This is a genomic window from Methanobrevibacter smithii ATCC 35061 (assembly GCF_000016525.1).
In the GTDB taxonomy this organism is placed as follows: domain Archaea; phylum Methanobacteriota; class Methanobacteria; order Methanobacteriales; family Methanobacteriaceae; genus Methanocatella; species Methanocatella smithii.
The window spans coordinates 1,522,169-1,542,304 of sequence record NC_009515.1 but is presented as its reverse complement, the minus strand read 5'-3'; the positions used below and the strand labels follow the sequence as shown (position 1 = coordinate 1,542,304).

Sequence of the window (20,136 nt, the reverse complement as noted above, 5' to 3'; positions counted from 1 at the left end):
ATACTTTATCAACTGAAAGCTAAAAAAAGTCTGAAAAATCCTGTTTTGTTTTAAAAAAAAGAATTTGTAGAAAAAACAGATTATTCCCAATAATATTATATAAATACTAAAAATCAAACCAAAACTTTTCACTAGGAGCTTTTAAATCTATTTCTTCAGTAGTTTCAGCCATTTCATAGATTTTACTTGCAAAATAAATATCATGTATGGAAATACCAATATTATATGCAATAATTCTTTGTTTATCGTTTGTTCTACCTTTAGATTCACCAGTTAAAATATCTGTGACTTCATGACATTCTTTGAATTTATCAAAATATTTAAAATGTTTTACATGGCCTATGTCATCAACAAATACTTTATCAAAAAATAAATCACAATTTGTAAAGCCTAAAGTATGTATAGGTACAACTAAACAACCTTCTTTAAAGCAGTCATCAGAACAAACATCTTCTTTAATTGTGGTAACTGCCGAAATTATTACATCACTATTTTTAACTACCTCATCAGCATTATCTTCATAACAGAAATCAATATTGTTAAATTGATTAAAATCTTCTTTGAAAAGTTGATGCTGATTTTTGTATTTTAATAATTTTATTTTAAAATTTCTTTCAGGAAACAAAGCAAGTAAAATTTTTAATGTTGCTCTTGCTGTATTTCCAAGCCCAATTATTCCTATCTCTTTAAAATCATCAGTAGCTAATAATTTTATTGAAAGAGCTGCAACTGCACCAGTTCTTACAGCAGTGATGAAATTTGCATCCATCAATGCTAATGTAGATCCATCTGTTAAATCATACAATAACAAATTACTATCTAAACTTGGTTTTCTTTTAGGATATCTTGTTACAATTTTAACTCCTGCCCTATTAAGTGTTGGAATAACTGACGGCATAATATTATAAAAAACACCATCAATATCTGGTTTCATACTAATTTTAGGAGGCAGCAATGTAGTATTTTTATTTTGAACTACTTCCTTTGCCCATTCATAACAATCTAATGGAGACATATTTAATTTTTTAATATCTTCAAATGTTATTATTTTCATTTAAACACCTCTAAAATCTTTAAATTTAATATAACTTAATATTGAACTGGAATTGTGACATTATTACTTTTTAATGCTTCTTTTAAAACTATTAAAAAGTTGTCAATATCTTCAACCTAAAATTTCTTTTAATGCATTAATTAAAACAGAATTATCTTTTTCATCATGAACTGCTAATCTAATATAAGATTTACCATCACATCCAATTTTAGAAGATAAATCTTTTATTAAAATATCATACTCATTCAATAGTATTTCAGATAGTTTACTACTGTTAATTTCTCCAAAAACTTCACACATAAAATAATTAGCTTGAGATGGAATTACCCGTAAATTTTTAATAGAATTTAATTCTTTTTCTAACTTGTCCCTACTCCGTTTAAATTTAACAATTCCATTTTCATAATCTGATTTATATTTTTCAAATATCTGTAAATAAAACTCTCCAAATGAGTTAATATTCCAAATAGCTACATCTTTTTTAATATAATCCACTAATTTTAAATTATTTGATGCCAAAATACCTAATCTTAAACCTGGAACCCCAAATGATTTTGAAATACTTTTAACAATGATTAAATTAGGATAATTAGTTAAAATTTCTTGATTTAAAAACGAAGGATTTTCTTCTATATCTTCAAAATCAACAAAGGATTCATCAACGATTAAAGTAATATCATTATTATCCGCCCATTTTGCCAATCTTAAAACATCATTTTTACAAATATAATTACCTGAAGGATTATCTGGATTTATTAAAATTAACATTCCAATGTTTTTATCTGAAAAAAATGAGATAAGGTCATTAACACCATATTTAAAATTATTATTAGTTGGTGTAAATGCAATAATATTATCTGGATTTTTTCTGTGAGAATATTCCTCAAATGTTGGAATTACAATTCCTAAATTATCATTTGGATTAGAAACTTTTTCAATTAATGATTTAATTAATTCTGAAGCACCATTACCTACACAGATTTGATTTTGATGAACACCAAAATATTTAGCAGCAAGTAAACTATTAATTTCAATTCCTGAAGGATAACTTTCAAGTAAAATCTCAAAATTAGATTTTAATTCATCGATTAAAGATTGTGGAGGGAAATATGGATTCACTAAATAACAAAAATCAAGCATATGTGGATATCTCCAATATCCTCCATATCTAGAGTTAAAATTAGATAATTTTTCATCATCTGACGCAAAAATTGATTCTGCAATATTCAAATCTTGAATATCATCTATTTCATACCAATTTTTATTAACAAGTTTTTTAACTTTAATGTGAGATTCATCTAAATTACTAATTACTTTTAAAACTTGTTCATAATATTCATTAGTACCTAAAGCCTGAATATATGCTTCCAAAAAGGGGACATAATAATGATTTGAAAAATCTTTGCTAAACTTATAAATATTAACTGTTTTATAATAATTAGGAATATTTTCAAATGAAAATTGATTTTTAGATAAAAAATTCATAATATTATTTTGATTATCAATTGTAACAACTGTTCCATCCATCCAACTTTCAAATTTAGCTACTAATGCTAAATTAGGATATGGGTCATTAACCAAATCTTCTAATATTCCATTTTCAAAAATTAAATCTGACTCTAAAATTAAAGAATCTTCATTTAATAAATAATCTTTAGCTAAAAAAAGAGAATAAATATTATTTGTTTTATCATAAATTTTATTTTCAACAAAATCAATCGGAGTATTAACATTTAATGTTTTAATGAAATCTTTTAATTTATTTCCTTTATATCCAATTACTATAATAATTTTATTTAAATTTAAGTTATCTAATTGTGATAACATTCTTTCAATCATAGTAACATCATTTATTTTAACCATACATTTAGTAACATCATTTGTTAACTCTTTTAAACGTTTTCCCATTCCTGCTGCTAAAATAATTGCTTGCATTACTACTATCCCCATGAATATTATGTTAATAATTTTATAAAATAAATAATCAATTTTAAATCCATTAATTAAATACCATAATATTTATGTAATTAATTATATATAAATTAAAATTAATAATTAGAGGGAAACAATGGCGATTATAAAAATACCTGAAAAATTCAATAAATATGACCCCCAAATCTTAAAACACGTTCAAGATTTAAATTTAATGATGTTAACTGATTTTATTAAAATATGTGAAGAAAATGATATAGAATACTTTGCAGATTCAGGTACACTAATTGGAGCTATAAGACATAATGGATTTATTCCTTGGGATGATGATGTTGATTTAATTCTATTAAGGGATCAGTACGAAAAATTATTGGACATATTGGAGAAATCACCTCAAGATAAATATGAATTATTAAGTCCTAGAAATAAAAAAGGTTACTGTAGACTTTATTCACAATGGAACTTAAAAGGAACAAAAACTGAAGAATATTATGACAATAATACTGATTTTACCCTAGGTTTAAGTTTAGATATATTCGTATTAGACAACATCCCTGATGATACAAATAAAAGAAAAAAATTCTTATTTAAATGGAAACTTTTAAGAAAATTAATTTGGATTTATGAAATAACAAACAGTGAAGCATACATATCTAAAAATAAAGAAAGAATTGGAAAAGTTATTAAAATTATTTTTAAATTATTTAGAATAAATTTTCAAAAAATAAAAAAATATGGAACCAACTTTGTGGATAAATATCTTAATGAAAAATGTGACTGCGTATGCAATCTTAGTACAACTTACAATACCCCAAGAATAATACCTAAATCTTCATTAAGACCTGCTAAAAAAGTCAAATTTGAAAATATTGAAATTAATGTTCCAAATGATTATGACACATATTTAACTTTATTATATGATAAAAATTATATGGAATTGCCCCCAGAAAATGAAAGATACAATCATATTTATAATACTGTCGATTTTGGACCTTATGAATAAGTTCATCATAAATTATTAAATTTATTATTATTAAAATCTTCCATTACTGAAGATATTTCTTTAGAAATATTAATATCAATATATGAACCTGTTTTATTTAATTCAATTGATTTTATAAATGCTACAAGTTCATATCTTATTCCTTCACCATCTAACTGATAGAAATATTTCTTATTTTCATTTTGATTTTCAAAACGTATTTCAAAATAGTCTGTTTTCCACCACGGAGCAGGAACATAAATATATCCTTTTGTTCCAGAGATTATTAATTCCCCTTCAGATTTAACTCCTTTTCCAACTTTTATAGAAGCTACTGCATTTGGATATGTGAAATCTATTTTTGTAAACAAATCAAAATTCTCTGCACTGTCTAACAAAAGAGAATTAATGTTTTTATCTTTATAGTCAGTTCCAAGCAATTGGAAAACCGGCAATAAAGCTGTTGGACCCCATGCAGTTATACTGTTCCAGTCATCACCAGACCCATCTGCTAAACTGGTACATGTTGCATCAACTGATATTACATCTCCAATTTTTCCTTTTTTAGCCAGTAACAACAATCTGTTATAAGCAGTTGAATATGCTGTTTTAATTGAATCCATTAAAATCAGATTATTCTTTTTAGCCAGTTTGAATAATTCACAGAGTTCCTCTTCTTTAAGAGCAATTGGCGATTCACATAAAACATGGACTCCATTTTCAAGTGCCTTTTTTGCTTGTTTGTAATGTTTTGATGGATGAGATACAATAAATATTGCATCAACATTATTTAGTAATTCATCAAAGTCCTGAGTCAAAATTAAATCATCATCAAAGTCTTTAAGTTGGTTTTCATCACCTGAACATATTCCTCCAACAGTCAATCCGTTAACATATTGGCTTTCATTGTAAAATTTGTTTAAAACTAAACCTTCACCAACTAAACCTAATGTAACCTGCCTATCTTTGGATCGTATATCAGTACTTGAAACTCCTTCAGTTCTCTCCAAATAAACAACATCACAGTACTCTCTAAGATAATCAAATTCACCAACCCAATCAGATCCTACAGTAAAAATATCAATATCATATCTTTTGATATCATCTATCTTTTGACCTTCATATTCTTCTATAATGATTTCATCAGCCAGCCCTGTTGCTCTTACTGACTCTATCCTTTCCATTAATGACTGCTGTACATTGATTTTTCCCCTGTTTTTATCAAAGTCATCAGCAGTAACCCCTACAATCAGATAGTCTCCAAGTGCTTTTGCCCTTTCCAGTAATCTTTGATGACCATAATGAAATAAATCATATGTACCATATGTTATAACTTTAATCATTAGAATAATCCTCTTTTTTGAATATCTCTAAGTGCATCAATCAAGGTATCATTATCTTCAGTAGATAAATCACCCATATGTCCAACTCTAAAAATCATGTCTTTTGATAAATCATCCCTTGCTGTACTAACCCATATATCATATTCATTTTTTAATATTTCAACAAGATTTACATCAAGAATTTCTTTAGAGTGAACTGTAGTAACTGCATTAGATAAACATTTACATCTAACTTCAAATGGAAATTCTTTAATTTTATTTCTAAAATCATTAGCCAAATTTGTAGTTCGCTCAATTTCAACTTTAACTCCACCATCATTTTTAATTTGATTCAATCTCGCATTAATCTGTAACAAAATAGTAATAGCTGGAGTATATGGTGTTTGACCTCTCTTAGCATTTAACAACATATCTTTTAAATCAAAATACATTGATTTACATGAATTATTGTTCACCCTATCCACAGCACGTCCGGATAAAGTTATAATAGCAATTCCAGGAGGGCATGCCAATGCTTTTTGAGAACCAGTTATTACAACATCCACTCCGTGCTCGCTCATATTAATATAATCAGCTAAAAAAGAACTAACGGCATCGACAACTAAAAATAGATTATTCCTTCTACAGAAATCACTTATTAAATCAATGTCATAATGAACTCCAGAACTTGTTTCACAAATATTAACCATAAATGCAGTATATCCCTTATTATCATACTCCTCTAACATTTGAGAAGTAAGACATGATCCAAAATCTATTTTAATATCATCACAGTCAATATTATGGAGTTTACATAAATCTACAAATCTTTGACCAAATCCTCCACCATTGACAATCAATACTTTATCATTTTCTGTAAAAACATTCATTACAGTAGCTTCCATACCAGAAGTTCCAGATCCCGTTAAAAATATGACTTTGGAATCTTCATCTGCAAAAAGCATTTCTTTCATTAATTTTTCATTCTCAAGAGTGATTTTGGAAAATTCAGGAGTTCTAAAATAAGGAGTTTGTTCACTTCCAATTTTTAAAACTAAATCACTACTCATAACTGGACCTAAAGCAAAATTCAACACAATATCACCTATTAAATATTAAATTAACATTATTAATAAAACTCAAAATAACTTCATTTATTCAAAATCAAAATTATCATTAATTTCTTTTAAATAACTAATAGATTTTGAAAATGATTTATCCATTTCCTCAAATGAACTAAATTGATGTTCTATAAATGGAACTAAACTATGATTTTCAATAACATTTGGAATATGCATGAAATTCTTACCAAATTGAACTTCCAATGTATGTTCAATATCTTTAGGACATTTAAATTCATATCCCTCAAATTTTATTGTTTTCAATGGAAATATTTTATCAGTTTCATAAATTAAATCAGAAGTTAACTGTAAAACATCAATTGAATCTGCAAAATACTTTGTCTTAGTATTAACTAACCCCAATTCTTTTTTTACTACATTAAATTCGTTCCAAAAAACTTTTTTACCATTTTTAACATCCTGATTAAACTTATATTTAGTTGATACATAATCTTTTTTGAAAGATTCCAACTTTTCTTCTAAAAGGTAATCTTTCGGAAATAGATCAATCTTAACATAAGGTTTTAGCCAGGCAATTTGTAAAAATGAAAATTTATTATCATCTAAAAAACCATTTTCATCATCAACATCATAAACACTTCTAAATCCTTCAAAATAGTTTTTTTGATTTTCAATTAGCAAAGACAAACCACAGTTTTCTTTGAAGTATTCATATTTAGAAATTTCTTCTGGAAGAACTTTAATTAGTTTTTCATAGTCTTTTCTCATAATAGACAAATCTATGTCATCATCCCATGGAATAAAACCGCCATGACGAACTGCGCCAATTAATGTGCCTCCTTCAAGCCAATAATCAATATCATGCTTTTTACAGACATTATCTACAAAACGAAGCAATTCAATATACAATAACTGAACATTTCTCAAATTACCTTTTATTTTTATATCACAACTAGTAAACAATAAATCCAATAACTGATTTTGTGAATTTAACTGATTAGATTTTTTATTTAAATTTTGTAACTTTTTAGGAATCTTTAAAAAGAAATCTAGAATATAATTATTATATTTAATAGAATCAGGCAACTTTGCATAAATTTTTTCAAAATCCATAAAAATCGATCCAATGTTTATTGAAAAACACACTAATTAAATTAACACTATGTCAATATAAATATAAATAATTTATTAATATCAAAATTTTAAAAAATGTATAATTAAACTTTAATTTTTAAAGCTGATAAACTAAAAATATTTAAAGTATTTGAACTAATTCAATATTAAGTGGTCAACATGAGTAGAATTTATGGAAACATTGAAGAAGTAGACTCTGAGAAAATTAAAAAATTTTTCAATAATCGGGCTAAAAAAGATGAAGAAGCACTGCTTGTTAAAACTGAATTTTCAGACAAAGAAAATGTTGAAAAACGTCACAAAGAAGAAAGTGAATTACTATTAAATAAAATTGATTTTGAAAATAAAAAAATTTTAGAAATTGGCTGCTGAATTGGCAGATGGGCTGAAGTTTTCCATGACAAGTGCGACAGTTATTTAGGTATTGATTATTCTGAAGATCTAATTGAAATAGCTAAGGAAAATTATAATTATGATAACTGCCATTTCCAGGTTTTATCTGCTTCCCAATTAGATACTGCAGATTTACTAGTTAGTGCTCCTTTTGATATCGTTATAATTACTGGGGTATTAATCTATTTTAATGATGATACTATTAAAAAAATGATTAAAGATTTAAATAGCTTATGTGCTTCCAATAAAACAATTTACATAAGAGAAACTCTTTCATTTTTAGAAACCAGACTTACTTTAAAGGATTTCTTTTCTGAAAATCTGGAAGCTGATTATAATGCAATTTACAGAACTGATGATGAATTTTTAGACTTTATAAAAGGAATTGATGGAAATATAACCATTGAAACTGGTGAAATATTTGATGAATTAAAAAATTTCACTGAAACTGGATATAAATACTTTTTAATTAAATCTGTAAATTAATTATAAGTATAAATAGCTACTCCCCGTAGCTATCCTCATAACCTGTTTCTAACCAATAATATTCATCAGGATATGCCTCTTTTAGTTTCTGATTGGCATAATCAGGTCCTCCTGGAGGGTTGTTTGCACAGCTGTGACATACTTTTCCCTGAGTGTACTCATTATTAGCTTCACTAGCTGAAAGGGCTTTTCCACAAACTGCACAGTATCCGTATGATTTTTCTGTTTTGGCCCCATCACTGCTTTCAGCAACATAATTGTCAGCTTCAGTTGTGTTATTATTTGTAATATTTACCTCATCAATACTTTCAGGTTCACTGAATAATGTAGCTGCAATAATTCCTCCGCATAAAACAGCTATAACCAAACAAACTATAACAATCGCTTTTTTACTTAAATCCATAAACTCATCATTTTTATTTTTCATGTGGATAAATAAGTTTAAAACGATTTTCACAAGTTTTTGAAATACTTAAAGGCACTTCATTAACTAAACAATTTGCAACATAATTTAAATTATAATCTCGTTCAAACCAATTATCTAAAATGTGTGGATGAACCACCAAATCATTAACATTACACTTTCTTAAAATATTTTGAACATCTTCAATATTAAAATTTATCATTTATTACCTCCTTATAATGAACAATAAATATATTAAAAATGTTAATATAAAAAATTAATGTTGCACATCACTTCAATTATTCAAAATAAAAACAATATTCCTTATTTAGCACAATATCCAACATGAACAATTAAACAGATCTGAAAATCTTTCTTAAAAAAGCAGATCCCTTTGAAGCTTTCATAATCTTAATAATTAAAATAGCTAAATTAAAGAATCTGTGAACTATAAAAAAGTTAATTATATTTGCCCATCCTTCATTAGCCTTGCATCCAAATCCAGCTTCTTTTTCATAATTATACAACTTTTTAATCATTGATTTCAAATTACTTTCAGTTGTATTTACATCAATGAAAAATCTGAGCAAATTACGTAAGTAGAATTTAAAATAAAAACTAGCTAAATCTTTTTTATTATACTTACCTAAAATTTTAAACATTTCAGGAATTGAATTAAGTAAGTTTTCCACATGTTTCGGACTGCATTCATGAGATAATGATTCTTCATGCATATCCCAAAAGTATCCGTAATATTTTTCCAAATAAAGTAATTTAGATGAGTTGAAAAATACTTCCAGACAAAAAAGCAAGTCTTCAGCCAGCATGTTTTCTACAAATCTTATATTATTATCTGCAATGATTTCTTTTTTAAAAATCTTATTCCAGATAGTTATATCTTCAAAATATGCCAGATCATCATTTGAGACTATAATATTCCCATTGGAACTTAACTTTCCGCCAACATACTTTTCAGATACTGGAATATCCTTAATATTATCTCTTTTAACTTTATCACAGGAAGCAATGTCAGCATCTTCTGAAACAATGGCTTCGTACAATTTCAGACATAAATCTTTGTCATGTTCATCATCATTGTCTGAAAACATGATATACTGAGCGCTGGCTATTTCAATACCCTTATTTCTTCCAAATCCAGGAAATCCGTGGTTTTCATTAGAGTAAATGCCAATTACATTATCATATTTAGCTACATATTCTTCTATAATGCTTTTTGAGTTATCCTGAGAATTATCATCTACCAAAATAAGTTCAATATTTTCAAAACCTATACTCTGATTAATAATTGAATTTATTGTTCTTTTCAGGTATTTTTCCGCATTATAAACAGGTATAATCATAGATATTTTGTACATAGCCAGTCCCCATCTTTATAATTTATTATTAATTTTTGTATCTTATTAATTTTATTATAATCAATGAAAAAAATAGATAAAAACTTCCAATTATTGTAGTAATTACGAAATATTGATTTAATTGTAAAGAAAAAAATTATAAATTACTAACTTAATAATACAATTATGAATAGAATTAATTGAAGTAAATTAAAGATGATAAAAGCAAATAAACAAATTTTATCAACAATACAGTTTGATTGTGGTGATAATGATCTTAATGAATTCTTATTAAAAGATTCTTTTAAAAACTTAGAAAATAGTTTATCTAAAATAATAATCTATATAATATTTATTAAAAATATCATAAGGAGATTTAATTATGGCAACTAAAGTAGAACCAACTCCAACATTAACAGGTGATGATGCAGATAGATTTATTCAAAAATTAAATATTCCTTCAACTGAAGAGGAAATTAAAGCTTTAAAAAGAGCAAAAAAAACTTTTGAACAAATTGAATTTAAAAGATAATTTTTTTTAATTATTTTTGGCATAAATCCCGATACATGAGTAATGTTAGTTTATTCTTGTTTTTAGAGTATTGTAAAACTTCGAATAAATTTTTAGTATTAAAATTTATTGTTTTTTCATGATTGTATGCATCTATTGATATAAATCTGATACATATATATTTTCTCAATTCTAAACATAAAACGACAATTATGCATAAGTTTTCAAAGTGTTTAAAACATTTATTAACAATTTTGAAGTTAAACCCCATGTTACTACAGCAATAGACTAATCTATGAATTTTTTCTAGCAGTTTACTTTACTACTTTGTAGCAATTCACTTTACTATTTTGTAATTTTTAATTATTAACAACAAATAATACATAAATAATATTAACTAATAAAATCAAAAATTATAATATTATTAAATTATTTGGAGTAAATTAAATGTCAAGACCCATTGTTGCAATTACAAGGCCTGCTGACAGATCTAAAGCAGCCTGCAAGATTGTTGAAGAGTTAGGAGGTCAATATGTTCTAGCTCCTACTTTAGATTTAAAACCGGTAAATAGCGAATCTTTAAAGAATTTAATAGCTAATAAAGATTTGCTGGATTGGATTGTTTTTACCTCTCCAACTACAATTACTTCCCTAAATCTTTTTTATCCTGATTTTTTAAAAAATTTAGATTGCAAAGTAGCTGTAATTGGAAATAAAACCGGAAAAATAGCCGGCGAACAAGGCGTTAAAGTTGATTTAATACCTGAAGATTTTACAGCAGAAGGTCTTTTAGAGGAATTTGAAAAAAGAAATATTACAAATCAGACCATTGGAATTCCAAGAACTGCTTCTGCAAGACCTGTTCTGCCTGAAGGCTTAGAAAAACTTAACAATAAAGTTATAGTTGCTGAAGCTTACAAATCATTATTCCCAATGGATGAAGATAAAATCAATGATTTGATAGCTAAAATAGAAAATAATGAAATTGACGCAATTACTTTTACCAGTCCTTTAACTGTTACTAATTTCTTTAAAATATCTAAAAACAAAGAAAAATTAGCTGATTTACTTTCCAATAATTTATTAACTGTCTGTATTGGTCCCATTACCGGTAAAATTTTAGACCAGTACAATATTAATTATATATATCCTGATACTTACACTGTTCGTGATATGATGGAGTTATTATTCAAAACCTGGAGAAATTCACATGGAAGATAAAATAAGTATTATTCTACCTATTTTTAATGTCGGCCCTCATTTAAGAGGAGGAATTGATTCTTTAATCAACCAAACAATAGGAAATGAAAATTTAGAAATCATTATGGTAGACGACTGTTCTACTGATGAAAGTGGAAAGATTATTGATGAATATGATGAGAAATACGACTGCTGCAAAGCCATCCACCTGGAAAAAAATACCGGTGCAGCCAATGGTCCCCGTAACAGAGGTATTGAAGAGTGCAGCGGCGATTACATTATGTTTTTAGATCCAGATGACAGATACACATTAGATGCCTGTGAAGTATTATACAATGCAGTAACCAAGTATGATGCAGATATGGCTTTTGGAAGATTCAGAAGAATCTATACTTATGGTGAAACTATTCAAAAATCATATTCCCCTTATTTGGATGATTTAAAAAGTGCATATCCTGATGAAACATTTGAAACAGCAAATCCTTTAAATGTTCCTGATTATGTTTGGGACCACATTCTGGAACATGCACTATACGGTAAAAAGATTCAGGGAAAATATGAAAGAAACAGTCCCGTTGATGTTATCCATGTCAAAAGCATAAAGGAAGAACCTGATTTATTGAAAATGGCGCCTTCTGTATGGAGTAAAATATTTAAAAGAGAACTAATTATGGATAAAAATATCCGTTATCAGCCATTTGTTTCCGGGGACGATTTAGCATTTACCTTAGAAACTCTCCTTAAAGCTGACGGAATTGTATATTTGAATAATTTCATGTGCTATGACTATTATGTACGTGATTTGCCTGATGACAAGTCCATTACCAATAATGTAAATGTCAGATTCCTCAGTGATTTAATGGACTCCTATATTTATGCCAGACAGTGTACTGAAAGGTTTTCCAAAGATATTCAAACAATTTCAGTTAACCCTCACTTAATTTACTGGATGCATACATGGAAAAATTCACCGTTTACCAAAAGTGAAAACAAATTACTGTTAAGCAAAGTGGAAAAACTTAAAAGGATTCATAAAAGCGATCTGAAAACCAAAATGTTATTATCTTCCATGACAACAGCTATTGAATCTGCAATTAAAATACACAAGGAGTAAATATTAATGAAATATGTAATTGTTGGAGCTGGCCTTTCCGGTTTAACAATCGCTGAAAGAATAGCTAACCAGCTTAATGAAGAAGTTCTGATTATTGAAAAAAGAAATCATATCGGAGGAAATATTTATGATTTCTATGAAGACGGCATTTTAATACAAAAATACGGACCTCATATCTTCCATACCAATGAAAAAATCGTTTACGAATACCTGTCCGAATTTACTGAATGGTTAGACTATGAACATCACGTTTTAAGTAATGTAGGTGGAAAATTAGTACCTATGCCTATTTGTATTGATACTTTAAATGCTTTATATGGTCTTGATTTAGATGAAGAATCTATGAAAAAATGGATTGAAGAGCATAAAGAAGATATTGATGAAATCAAATCAAGTGAAGATGTTGTTTTAAAAAATGCAGGTCGTGACATTTACAATAAGCTTTTTAAAAACTACACTCAAAAACAGTGGGGAACTTCAGCAGCCAATCTTGACCCTTCAGTAATTTCAAGAATCCCCTTCAGGTTCAATCACGACACAAGATACTTTGAAGACACATATCAGGGAATGCCGAAAGAGGGATTTACCAAAATGTGTGAAAAAATGATTGACAATGATAAAATCAAGGTGGTTCTGAATACTGACTATAAGGATTATTTAAAAGACATAGAATATGATACATTAATCTACACAGGACCTATTGACTATTTCTACAATTACAAATACGGGGAATTATTATACAGATGTCTGAACTTTGTATATGAAGTTTTAGACGAAGATTCCTATCAGGAAGTTGGTGTTGTTAATTATCCAAATCATCCATACTTTACACGTATTACAGAGTTTAAAAAATTAACAATGCAGGATGTTGAAGGCAAAACTGCAATTATGAAGGAATATCCTGGATTCAACGGAGAATTATGCTACCCATATCCTACCCAAGAATACCTTGACAAATTCCAGCAATACAAAAAAGAAATGGATAATGAGGAAAATGTAATATTTGCAGGACGTCTAGCTCAATACAAATACTACAATATGGATTTAGTTGTTAAAAACGCTTTAGAAATATTTGAAACACAAATAAAAAAGAATCATTAAATTTGAAGGTGAATTAATATGATTACAGTATGGCCACAGTACTTGGATAAAAACCTCTCTTTAAATGAGGGCAGAAAGGTATCAAAAGAAATAGCTGTAGAAGAACCAAAATTACAGGATATTGAAAAAGCTCTAAAAAGACTTAATTTACCTTACAGCACTCAAAAAGAAAGGTCATATCCTGGCAAATGGTATGAAAAATCAGGACGTATCTTAGTTGAAAGTGACAAACCTAAATTAGAGCTTTTAAAGGAAATTAGTTTAAAACTACAGGAAATAAAACAATGATGGAAATACCATGCGGAATGCAGGAGCAGTTTCTTGAAGCCAAAGAGTTAATTGAATCCAGCAATGACATTAAAATTTATACACACACTGACTGCGACGGAATCTGCTCCGGTGCAATCCTATCTATAATATTGGACCGTTTAAACAAGGATTATGAAATTGAATTTGTCAATCTTGATGAAATAGAAGACCTAGATTTAGACCATAAACTGACAATTTTTTCAGATTTGGGTTCAGGTCAGGGAGTTGACAAAAATGCAAAAGACGACCAGAAAATCTTAATTTTAGACCACCACCCGCCATTAAGAGACATCAACTATAAAAATGACAAAGCATATACTTATTTAGAAATCAATCCAATGTTCTACGGTATTGACGGATCATATTATGTCTGCGGTGGAGGATTATGTTATTTTTTAGCTAAAACATTTGGCTTTAAGGATTTAAGCTGGATCGGTGTTCTGTCAGCTATCGGAGATATGCAAAACAATAAAACAGGACATTTCGAAGGATTAAATGAAATTATCCAGGAAGATGCAATTAATGAAGGTCTTCTAAAAGTGACTAAAAATGATTTGAACATCTACGGACGCAGTACCAGACCGCTATATGTTGCACTATCCTATTTCAGTGATGTCAAGTTACCGATAACTAACAATCAGCAGGAAGCTAAAGTTGTTTTGGAAGAATTGGGAGTTGATGAAAAACACAACAGAAAAACATTATCTGAGGTAACTGAAGAGGATAAAATGGAAATCAAAAAATTTTTAAGCAGAATGATTTCCAAAAGAGTTCCTCCAAAATACCTCAAATATGTTCCAAAATTGATTGTGGGAGATGCATACACTTTTTTAAATGAAGAGGAAGGAAGCTTTTTAAGAGACGGTTCTGAGTTTTCAACAGCTATGAATGCCTGCGGCAGAAACCGAAAAGAAGCTATTGGAGTAGATATTATTAAAGGAGACCGACTTGTTGCTCTTGATGCCTTAGAAGAAGTCAGCAAAACACACAAGTATAATCTGGCCACTTCCATCAGCAAAGTTGCAGACAATTATCATTCCGAAATTATTGAACTTGACAATTTTCAATATTTTGACTGCAGTGACTTTGATGAAGACATAGCTTCCAATATCATCGGTACAATAACAGGTAGGGTTTTAGGTTACTGTAATTGGAAAAAACCTATTTTAGGATTTAGCAAACCTAAAAATAACCAAATCAAAGTCTCACTTAGATGCTCCAAACTCCTTGCCTATGACGGAATTCATTTCGGTAACATGATGCGTGAAATCGCAAAAGAAGTTGGAGGTACCGGAGGAGGCCATGCAATAGCTTGCGGTGCTTACATTCCAAATGAAAAAAAATCAGAATTCCTTGATAAATTTAATAGAAAATTACAAGGAAAAATAGCAAATTAAATATAACATTAAATCAAAATTAATTATCATTGAAAAAAATTGAGGAATGAAAAAAAATGAAAGCATTTAAAAAAAGAGGTGCCTTAACACATTTTCAAATTTTAAGTGAAATCTCAAAGCAAAACCCACATCTCAAACAAAAGGATTTGGCTGAAACTTTAGGTATCACCATTCAGGCTGTTTCAGAAAATATTAAGACACTTATTGAACAAGAGTATATAACATCTAAAGATGGCAGATCACCATATAAAATTACTCAAAAAGGTATTGACAAAGTTAAAAGAGATGCTATTTCTCTTAGAAAATACTCTGATTCTGTTTTGGAAACCATGAATCATTATAAAACTGTTTGGCCGGCTATTGCAAAAGAAGATCTTAAAAAAGATGAAATTGTTGGTCTTTATATGGACTCTGGTGTTTTATATGCTCATAAAAAAGAAGAAGATGCAACTGGTGTTGTTTTAGGAGATGCTGCAAAAGGCTGTGATGTGGCATTAAGTAATCTTACCGGTTTAATCGACATGACCATTGGAGAAGCTGTTGTTATTAATTTGCCTACCATTAAAGAAGGTGGATCCGATAAAGTTAACCTGGAATTAATTAAAAGTGTTTATGAACAGGGAACAACTACAGGTAAAAAAATAGACAGAGTAGCTATTGCAGGAACTGTTTCCAGAGCAGTAGCCAATATGTTAAATCTCCCGGTTACCATTGAATATGCCGCTCCTCAAGCTACAGCTAATGCTGCCCGTAAAGGATTAAACGTTTTGGCATTATGTGTCGGAGATATGACCAAAGCTTTTACCCGTGAACTTGAAGAACAAAAAATAAAATTCGATATTATTGATGGTGGAAAATAATTAATTTTCCTTAACCATTTTTAATAATGCAGCAGCTATGTCTACAGAATCAAAATCTTCTTCCATAGCTCCTTCAACTAATTTTACGTATTTTTCCAAATTATCCTTTTCAATAGAGTTTTTAACGCTGTTCATTAGCTGAGTATTTTTAATAGATTCCATTTCCTTATATGACGGAATTTTTCTTTGTTTGATTTTGGATTTGGTTACTTTTTTAATGGTTCTTAAACTATAGATTTCTTTACCTGCAACAAAGGTAAATGCATACCCCATATTACCTGCCCTGCCTGTCCTTCCGATTCTATGAACATAGTATTCAGGATTTTGAGGAACATCATAGTTAACAACCACTTCAACATTAGGTACATCGATTCCACGTGCAGCAACATCAGTAGCTATCAGAATTTCAATATTTCCGTTACGGAATTTGTTCATAACCTTATCACGGGATTTCTGATTCATGTCTCCATGAATTCCCTCAGCTGCATATCCTCTGTTTCTCAAGTTTTTAGCAACCCAGTCAACTCTTTTTTTAGTGTTACAAAATACCAAACCTAAATTAACATCATAAACATCAATCAAACGAGTTAAATTTTCAAGTTTGTCTTTTTCCTTTGTTTCAAAATAGTACTGAGTTATTTCCGGAACAGTCATCTGGCTTTGAGCTACCTTTAAATGTTTAGGCTTTTTCTGATAGAATTTAGTAATTCTTTTAATTTCCTTAGGCATTGTAGCTGAGAAAAGCAGTGTTTGCCTTTGCTTTGGAGTGTGTCTTAATATTTTTTCAATATCCTCTCTGAAACCCATATCCAACATTTCATCTGCTTCATCCAATACTACAGTTGAAATTCCTTTTAAGTCTAAAGTTTTACGTTCAATATGATCCAAAACACGACCTGGAGTTCCGATAACTACATGAACACCTTTATTTAATACTCTAATTTGTCTTCCAATAGGCTGACCACCATAAACCGGCAAAATTTTAAGTTTTTTCATGTGTGAACCTATTTTACCAATTTCACCAGCTACCTGAATACATAACTCCCTTGTAGGGCATAAAACAATAGCCTGGGGAGAATTATCAGGAATAAAAATCTTTTGAAGCAAAGGAACAGTAAATGCCAGGGTCTTTCCAGTACCTGTTTGTGCTTGTCCTATTATATCAATTCCTTTAAGAGCCTCAGGAATAGTTAATTCTTGTATTGGACTTGGCTCTTCAAAACCCATTTCTTTTATTGATTTTTTAATTTCTGCTAAAATTTCAAAATCATCAAATGTTATATCACTCATTACAGTTAGTATTTGTTAAACTAACTATTTATAATATATTGATTAAATAAAAATTGTTTAATCCAAAAGATTTTCCTTAATATCTTTTAAACAGTTCTTATCTTCAGCCAAATAATCATTATTTTCCGCAAATGCTCTTTTACGACATCCCCCACATATATATTTGGATTCACAGCATCCGCACTTTCCTTTTAAAAGGCTTCTATTTCTAAGCTTCAATAAGATATCATTATTTAGCCACATAGTGTCCAAATCATCACGGATATTGGCTATTTTCAAATCACGGAAATATTCGCATGGATAAATATTCCCTTTTCCATCTATTGCCATGTAAAATCTTCCAGCTCCGCAGCTTCCAATATAATTTCCAAGTTCTTTCATTGCTTGTTTGTCATAGTCCAAATTAAAAAAATGAGTTGGAATCATATTCATTCCATTGCACATGATTGTTGAGGCAACATCCCCCAACTGAGGATCATTGGTTAGTATCTGCATATCCCCGTTAATATTTTCCATATAAATTAGCTTAAATAGTTCCAGTCTCTGATTATCAGTCAAATCTCCATTGACAACATCCAGTTTATACCATCCGACACCTAACTGCTTTAAAAGCTCGATTATTTGAGGAATTTCCAAAAGATTATCCTGAGTCACTTCTGTTGAAACCTCCACATAAACATCCTTTTCATTGTACTTTTTAATGGATTCAACTGCATTTTCCCATAAATTATCAATTCCCAATTTTTCATTATGAGTTTGGGGATTAACGCTTTCCAGAGAAATGTCTACAAATTTAACTCCTGCATCAACATATTTATCAATTTTTTCCAGATTAAATCCATTGCCTGTTAAGCAGGGATACATTCCAACATCATCTGCATGTTTAATGAATGTTGAATCAACTTCTCCGATAAATGTAATGTGTGCAACTCCAAAATCAGCTAATTTATCTATTTCATCATGTATCTGCTCAAAGCACAGTTCACTGTCTGTTAAATCCCACTGAACCTGAAGAGGTGCTGCAGGAACAAACGGCTTTTCAATTCCTGTTTCTCCAAGCCCTTTTATTACACTGACCAGTCCTTTAGTCCAGTATGAATCCTGCATCAAATCAATCAATTCTTTTTCTGACATCCCAAAAATACTGATGCTGTTTCCGACAACTGTTTTAATTACAGGAACAAGCAATCTACATTTTAAACAGATATCTGACCTTTTACCTAAATAATAATCAATTGCAACTTCCAAACGATTTTTTCCACACTTTTTACATTTTACAGTTGCTGCTTTGATTAATTTTTGAACAAGAGAACTACCTACTATATTTTCAAAAGTCTGTACTTTATTTGCAATGTCTTCACTGTCAACATCATTATTTTTGGTAAAACTCAATTTCATCTCTCCAAAATGTAAATTTCATTAATCAAGATAAAATTAAGTTATAATAATATTTAAATTTAACTAAAGAATTATATTTTAAAAACAACAAAATACTGCATATGGAAAACAAAATTATCACTGATTTAAACAAAAATCTGGACATTAAATACCATCCAAATATTAAAGGTGTCCAAATTATAGAAGGTAAAAACAATTTCCCCATTAGCTGGTTAAATCAACAGGGATATTGTGAGTATCAGCTATATCTGCAGTACTTCCAGGGAGTAAAAGTAGGAGAAACCCCGGCCATGACTACAGGAACCAAAGTGCACAACCAGCTGGAAGAGAAGTTTCAGGAAAGTGCAACACCTGCAACCTTTGACGAAGTACTTGAATTTTCAAAAACTGAAAAAACAGTAACCAGAGAAATGTTTGTAATTTCGCCGGAATATGGAATCAGAGGATTTATAGATGAAATATGGATGACTCCTGATGAATTTGTAATAATTGATGACAAACCCGGAAACCAAGCATACGGCTCAACAATAAACCAGGTCAGAGCATATTGTCTTGCATTTAAAAATATGATTAATGACAAAAGAAAAATTGTAGGTGCCCTAAGACAAAGAGGAACTGACAACATATTCTGGAGTGAAGAATTTGACGAAGATGCTCAAAAATCAATTAAATTCCTGATTGACAGAATGGACGGATTGTTCAAAGGAGAAAAACCATTTATAAAAACAAAAAATCCCAACAAATGCAAAAGCTGCAGATTCCAAAGCTACTGTATACACGATTAAAACACAACATTTATTTAAGTTAAAATAC

At 29.1% G+C, this 20,136-nt stretch carries 19 protein-coding genes and 1 pseudogene; 10 read left to right on the top strand and 10 right to left on the bottom strand.

The genetic code is table 11. From position 1 onward, the window contains the following. Window positions 1-106: 106 nt before the first annotated feature. Window positions 107-1,054 (bottom strand): ornithine cyclodeaminase, encoded by a 948-nt coding sequence (locus MSM_RS07610; RefSeq protein WP_011954561.1) that lies wholly within the window; start codon window positions 1,052-1,054, stop codon window positions 107-109. A gap of 111 nt (window positions 1,055-1,165) precedes the next feature. Continuing rightward, on the bottom strand, window positions 1,166-2,989 hold the full coding sequence (locus tag MSM_RS07605) for an aminotransferase class I/II-fold pyridoxal phosphate-dependent enzyme (protein ID WP_048058643.1): 1,824 nt from the start codon (window positions 2,987-2,989) through the stop codon (window positions 1,166-1,168). A gap of 133 nt (window positions 2,990-3,122) precedes the next feature. Between MSM_RS07605 and MSM_RS07600 the strand changes: the two genes are divergently transcribed. Then, on the top strand, window positions 3,123-3,989 hold the full coding sequence (locus MSM_RS07600) for a LicD family protein (protein ID WP_011954559.1): 867 nt from the start codon (window positions 3,123-3,125) through the stop codon (window positions 3,987-3,989). 5 nt (window positions 3,990-3,994) lie between these two features. Here the strand turns inward: MSM_RS07600 and MSM_RS07595 are convergent, their stop codons facing one another. From MSM_RS07595 to MSM_RS07585, 3 genes are read right to left on the bottom strand one after another with little or no spacing between them, the layout of a single operon-like run. After that, the gene (locus MSM_RS07595; RefSeq protein ID WP_011954558.1) at window positions 3,995-5,311 is read right to left on the bottom strand and encodes a Gfo/Idh/MocA family oxidoreductase; all 1,317 of its coding nucleotides are present in this window, start codon (window positions 5,309-5,311) and stop codon (window positions 3,995-3,997) included. Beyond that, entirely contained in the window at window positions 5,311-6,387 is a 1,077-nt protein-coding gene (locus MSM_RS07590) for a pyridoxal-phosphate-dependent aminotransferase family protein (RefSeq protein ID WP_011954557.1), read from the bottom strand. Before MSM_RS07590 ends, MSM_RS07595 begins: the two co-directional genes overlap by 1 nt. A gap of 57 nt (window positions 6,388-6,444) precedes the next feature. Further along, entirely contained in the window at window positions 6,445-7,485 is a 1,041-nt protein-coding gene (locus tag MSM_RS07585; protein ID WP_011954556.1) for a LicD family protein, read from the bottom strand. Between the two features lie 180 nt (window positions 7,486-7,665). Here MSM_RS07585 and MSM_RS07580 point away from each other — a divergent pair. Next, a pseudogene (locus tag MSM_RS07580) lies at window positions 7,666-8,385 on the top strand (class I SAM-dependent methyltransferase). A 16-nt stretch (window positions 8,386-8,401) separates the two neighbouring features. Here MSM_RS07580 and MSM_RS07575 read toward each other — a convergent pair. From MSM_RS07575 to MSM_RS07565, 3 genes are all read right to left on the bottom strand, one after another. Beyond that, on the bottom strand, window positions 8,402-8,788 hold the full coding sequence (locus MSM_RS07575) for a hypothetical protein (RefSeq protein WP_048058694.1): 387 nt from the start codon (window positions 8,786-8,788) through the stop codon (window positions 8,402-8,404). Window positions 8,789-8,801: 13 nt separating this feature from the next. Next, complete coding sequence (locus MSM_RS07570; protein ID WP_011954552.1) at window positions 8,802-9,011, bottom strand: hypothetical protein; 210 nt, start codon at window positions 9,009-9,011, stop codon at window positions 8,802-8,804. Window positions 9,012-9,141: 130 nt separating this feature from the next. Next, window positions 9,142-10,164: a glycosyltransferase family 2 protein gene (locus MSM_RS07565; protein ID WP_011954551.1), complete on the bottom strand. Its 1,023-nt coding sequence runs from the start codon at window positions 10,162-10,164 to the stop codon at window positions 9,142-9,144. A gap of 361 nt (window positions 10,165-10,525) precedes the next feature. Here MSM_RS07565 and MSM_RS09225 point away from each other — a divergent pair, with 361 nt between their 5' ends. The 7 genes from MSM_RS09225 to MSM_RS07535 all read left to right on the top strand — a co-directional run bounded on the left by MSM_RS09225 (window position 10,526) and on the right by MSM_RS07535 (window position 16,635). Next, window positions 10,526-10,675 carry a hypothetical protein gene (locus MSM_RS09225; RefSeq protein ID WP_004033392.1) on the top strand — a complete coding sequence of 50 codons (150 nt, stop codon included), beginning with the start codon at window positions 10,526-10,528 and terminating at the stop codon, window positions 10,673-10,675. 426 nt (window positions 10,676-11,101) lie between these two features. Further along, the gene (locus tag MSM_RS07560) at window positions 11,102-11,875 is read left to right on the top strand and encodes a uroporphyrinogen-III synthase (protein ID WP_004033391.1); all 774 of its coding nucleotides are present in this window, start codon (window positions 11,102-11,104) and stop codon (window positions 11,873-11,875) included. Continuing rightward, window positions 11,865-12,968 carry a glycosyltransferase family 2 protein gene (locus MSM_RS07555; protein ID WP_011954549.1) on the top strand — a complete coding sequence of 368 codons (1,104 nt, stop codon included), beginning with the start codon at window positions 11,865-11,867 and terminating at the stop codon, window positions 12,966-12,968. Before MSM_RS07560 ends, MSM_RS07555 begins: the two co-directional genes overlap by 11 nt. Before the next feature lie 6 nt (window positions 12,969-12,974). After that, window positions 12,975-14,069 (top strand): UDP-galactopyranose mutase, encoded by a 1,095-nt coding sequence (gene glf / locus MSM_RS07550; RefSeq protein ID WP_004035348.1) that lies wholly within the window; start codon window positions 12,975-12,977, stop codon window positions 14,067-14,069. 18 nt (window positions 14,070-14,087) lie between these two features. Then, window positions 14,088-14,357, top strand: coding sequence for a signal recognition particle subunit SRP19/SEC65 family protein (locus MSM_RS07545; protein ID WP_004033388.1), 270 nt, complete (start codon window positions 14,088-14,090; stop codon window positions 14,355-14,357). Further along, window positions 14,354-15,775 carry a single-stranded-DNA-specific exonuclease RecJ gene (locus tag MSM_RS07540; RefSeq protein ID WP_011954548.1) on the top strand — a complete coding sequence of 474 codons (1,422 nt, stop codon included), beginning with the start codon at window positions 14,354-14,356 and terminating at the stop codon, window positions 15,773-15,775. The genes MSM_RS07545 and MSM_RS07540 overlap by 4 nt, the downstream gene beginning before the upstream one ends. A 56-nt stretch (window positions 15,776-15,831) precedes the next feature. After that, on the top strand, window positions 15,832-16,635 hold the full coding sequence (locus MSM_RS07535) for a DUF7839 domain-containing protein (protein ID WP_011954547.1): 804 nt from the start codon (window positions 15,832-15,834) through the stop codon (window positions 16,633-16,635). Here the strand turns inward: MSM_RS07535 and MSM_RS07530 are convergent, their stop codons facing one another. Further along, on the bottom strand, window positions 16,636-17,925 hold the full coding sequence (locus MSM_RS07530; protein WP_004033385.1) for a DEAD/DEAH box helicase: 1,290 nt from the start codon (window positions 17,923-17,925) through the stop codon (window positions 16,636-16,638). It abuts the gene before it with no gap. A 57-nt stretch (window positions 17,926-17,982) separates the two neighbouring features. Beyond that, the gene (locus MSM_RS07525) at window positions 17,983-19,317 is read right to left on the bottom strand and encodes an SPASM domain-containing protein (RefSeq protein ID WP_048058642.1); all 1,335 of its coding nucleotides are present in this window, start codon (window positions 19,315-19,317) and stop codon (window positions 17,983-17,985) included. Between the two features lie 107 nt (window positions 19,318-19,424). Here MSM_RS07525 and MSM_RS07520 point away from each other — a divergent pair, with 107 nt between their 5' ends. Beyond that, window positions 19,425-20,108, top strand: coding sequence for a CRISPR-associated protein Cas4 (locus tag MSM_RS07520; RefSeq protein WP_011954545.1), 684 nt, complete (start codon window positions 19,425-19,427; stop codon window positions 20,106-20,108). The last annotated feature ends 28 nt before the right edge of the window (window positions 20,109-20,136 follow it).

Coding starts and splice junctions, on each gene's coding strand:
- MSM_RS07560 (WP_004033391.1), top strand. CDS start 11,102: ATGTCAAGACCCATTGTTGCAATTACAAGGCCTGCTGACAGATCTAAA.
- MSM_RS07540 (WP_011954548.1), top strand. CDS start 14,354: ATGATGGAAATACCATGCGGAATGCAGGAGCAGTTTCTTGAAGCCAAA.
- MSM_RS07610 (WP_011954561.1), bottom strand. CDS start 1,054: ATGAAAATAATAACATTTGAAGATATTAAAAAATTAAATATGTCTCCA.
- MSM_RS07520 (WP_011954545.1), top strand. CDS start 19,425: ATGGAAAACAAAATTATCACTGATTTAAACAAAAATCTGGACATTAAA.
- MSM_RS07545 (WP_004033388.1), top strand. CDS start 14,088: ATGATTACAGTATGGCCACAGTACTTGGATAAAAACCTCTCTTTAAAT.
- MSM_RS07565 (WP_011954551.1), bottom strand. CDS start 10,164: ATGTACAAAATATCTATGATTATACCTGTTTATAATGCGGAAAAATAC.
- MSM_RS07570 (WP_011954552.1), bottom strand. CDS start 9,011: ATGATAAATTTTAATATTGAAGATGTTCAAAATATTTTAAGAAAGTGT.
- MSM_RS07530 (WP_004033385.1), bottom strand. CDS start 17,925: ATGAGTGATATAACATTTGATGATTTTGAAATTTTAGCAGAAATTAAA.
- MSM_RS07555 (WP_011954549.1), top strand. CDS start 11,865: ATGGAAGATAAAATAAGTATTATTCTACCTATTTTTAATGTCGGCCCT.
- MSM_RS07600 (WP_011954559.1), top strand. CDS start 3,123: ATGGCGATTATAAAAATACCTGAAAAATTCAATAAATATGACCCCCAA.
- MSM_RS07605 (WP_048058643.1), bottom strand. CDS start 2,989: ATGCAAGCAATTATTTTAGCAGCAGGAATGGGAAAACGTTTAAAAGAG.
- MSM_RS07585 (WP_011954556.1), bottom strand. CDS start 7,485: ATGGATTTTGAAAAAATTTATGCAAAGTTGCCTGATTCTATTAAATAT.
- MSM_RS09225 (WP_004033392.1), top strand. CDS start 10,526: ATGGCAACTAAAGTAGAACCAACTCCAACATTAACAGGTGATGATGCA.
- glf (WP_004035348.1), top strand. CDS start 12,975: ATGAAATATGTAATTGTTGGAGCTGGCCTTTCCGGTTTAACAATCGCT.
- MSM_RS07535 (WP_011954547.1), top strand. CDS start 15,832: ATGAAAGCATTTAAAAAAAGAGGTGCCTTAACACATTTTCAAATTTTA.
- MSM_RS07595 (WP_011954558.1), bottom strand. CDS start 5,311: ATGATTAAAGTTATAACATATGGTACATATGATTTATTTCATTATGGT.
- MSM_RS07575 (WP_048058694.1), bottom strand. CDS start 8,788: ATGGATTTAAGTAAAAAAGCGATTGTTATAGTTTGTTTGGTTATAGCT.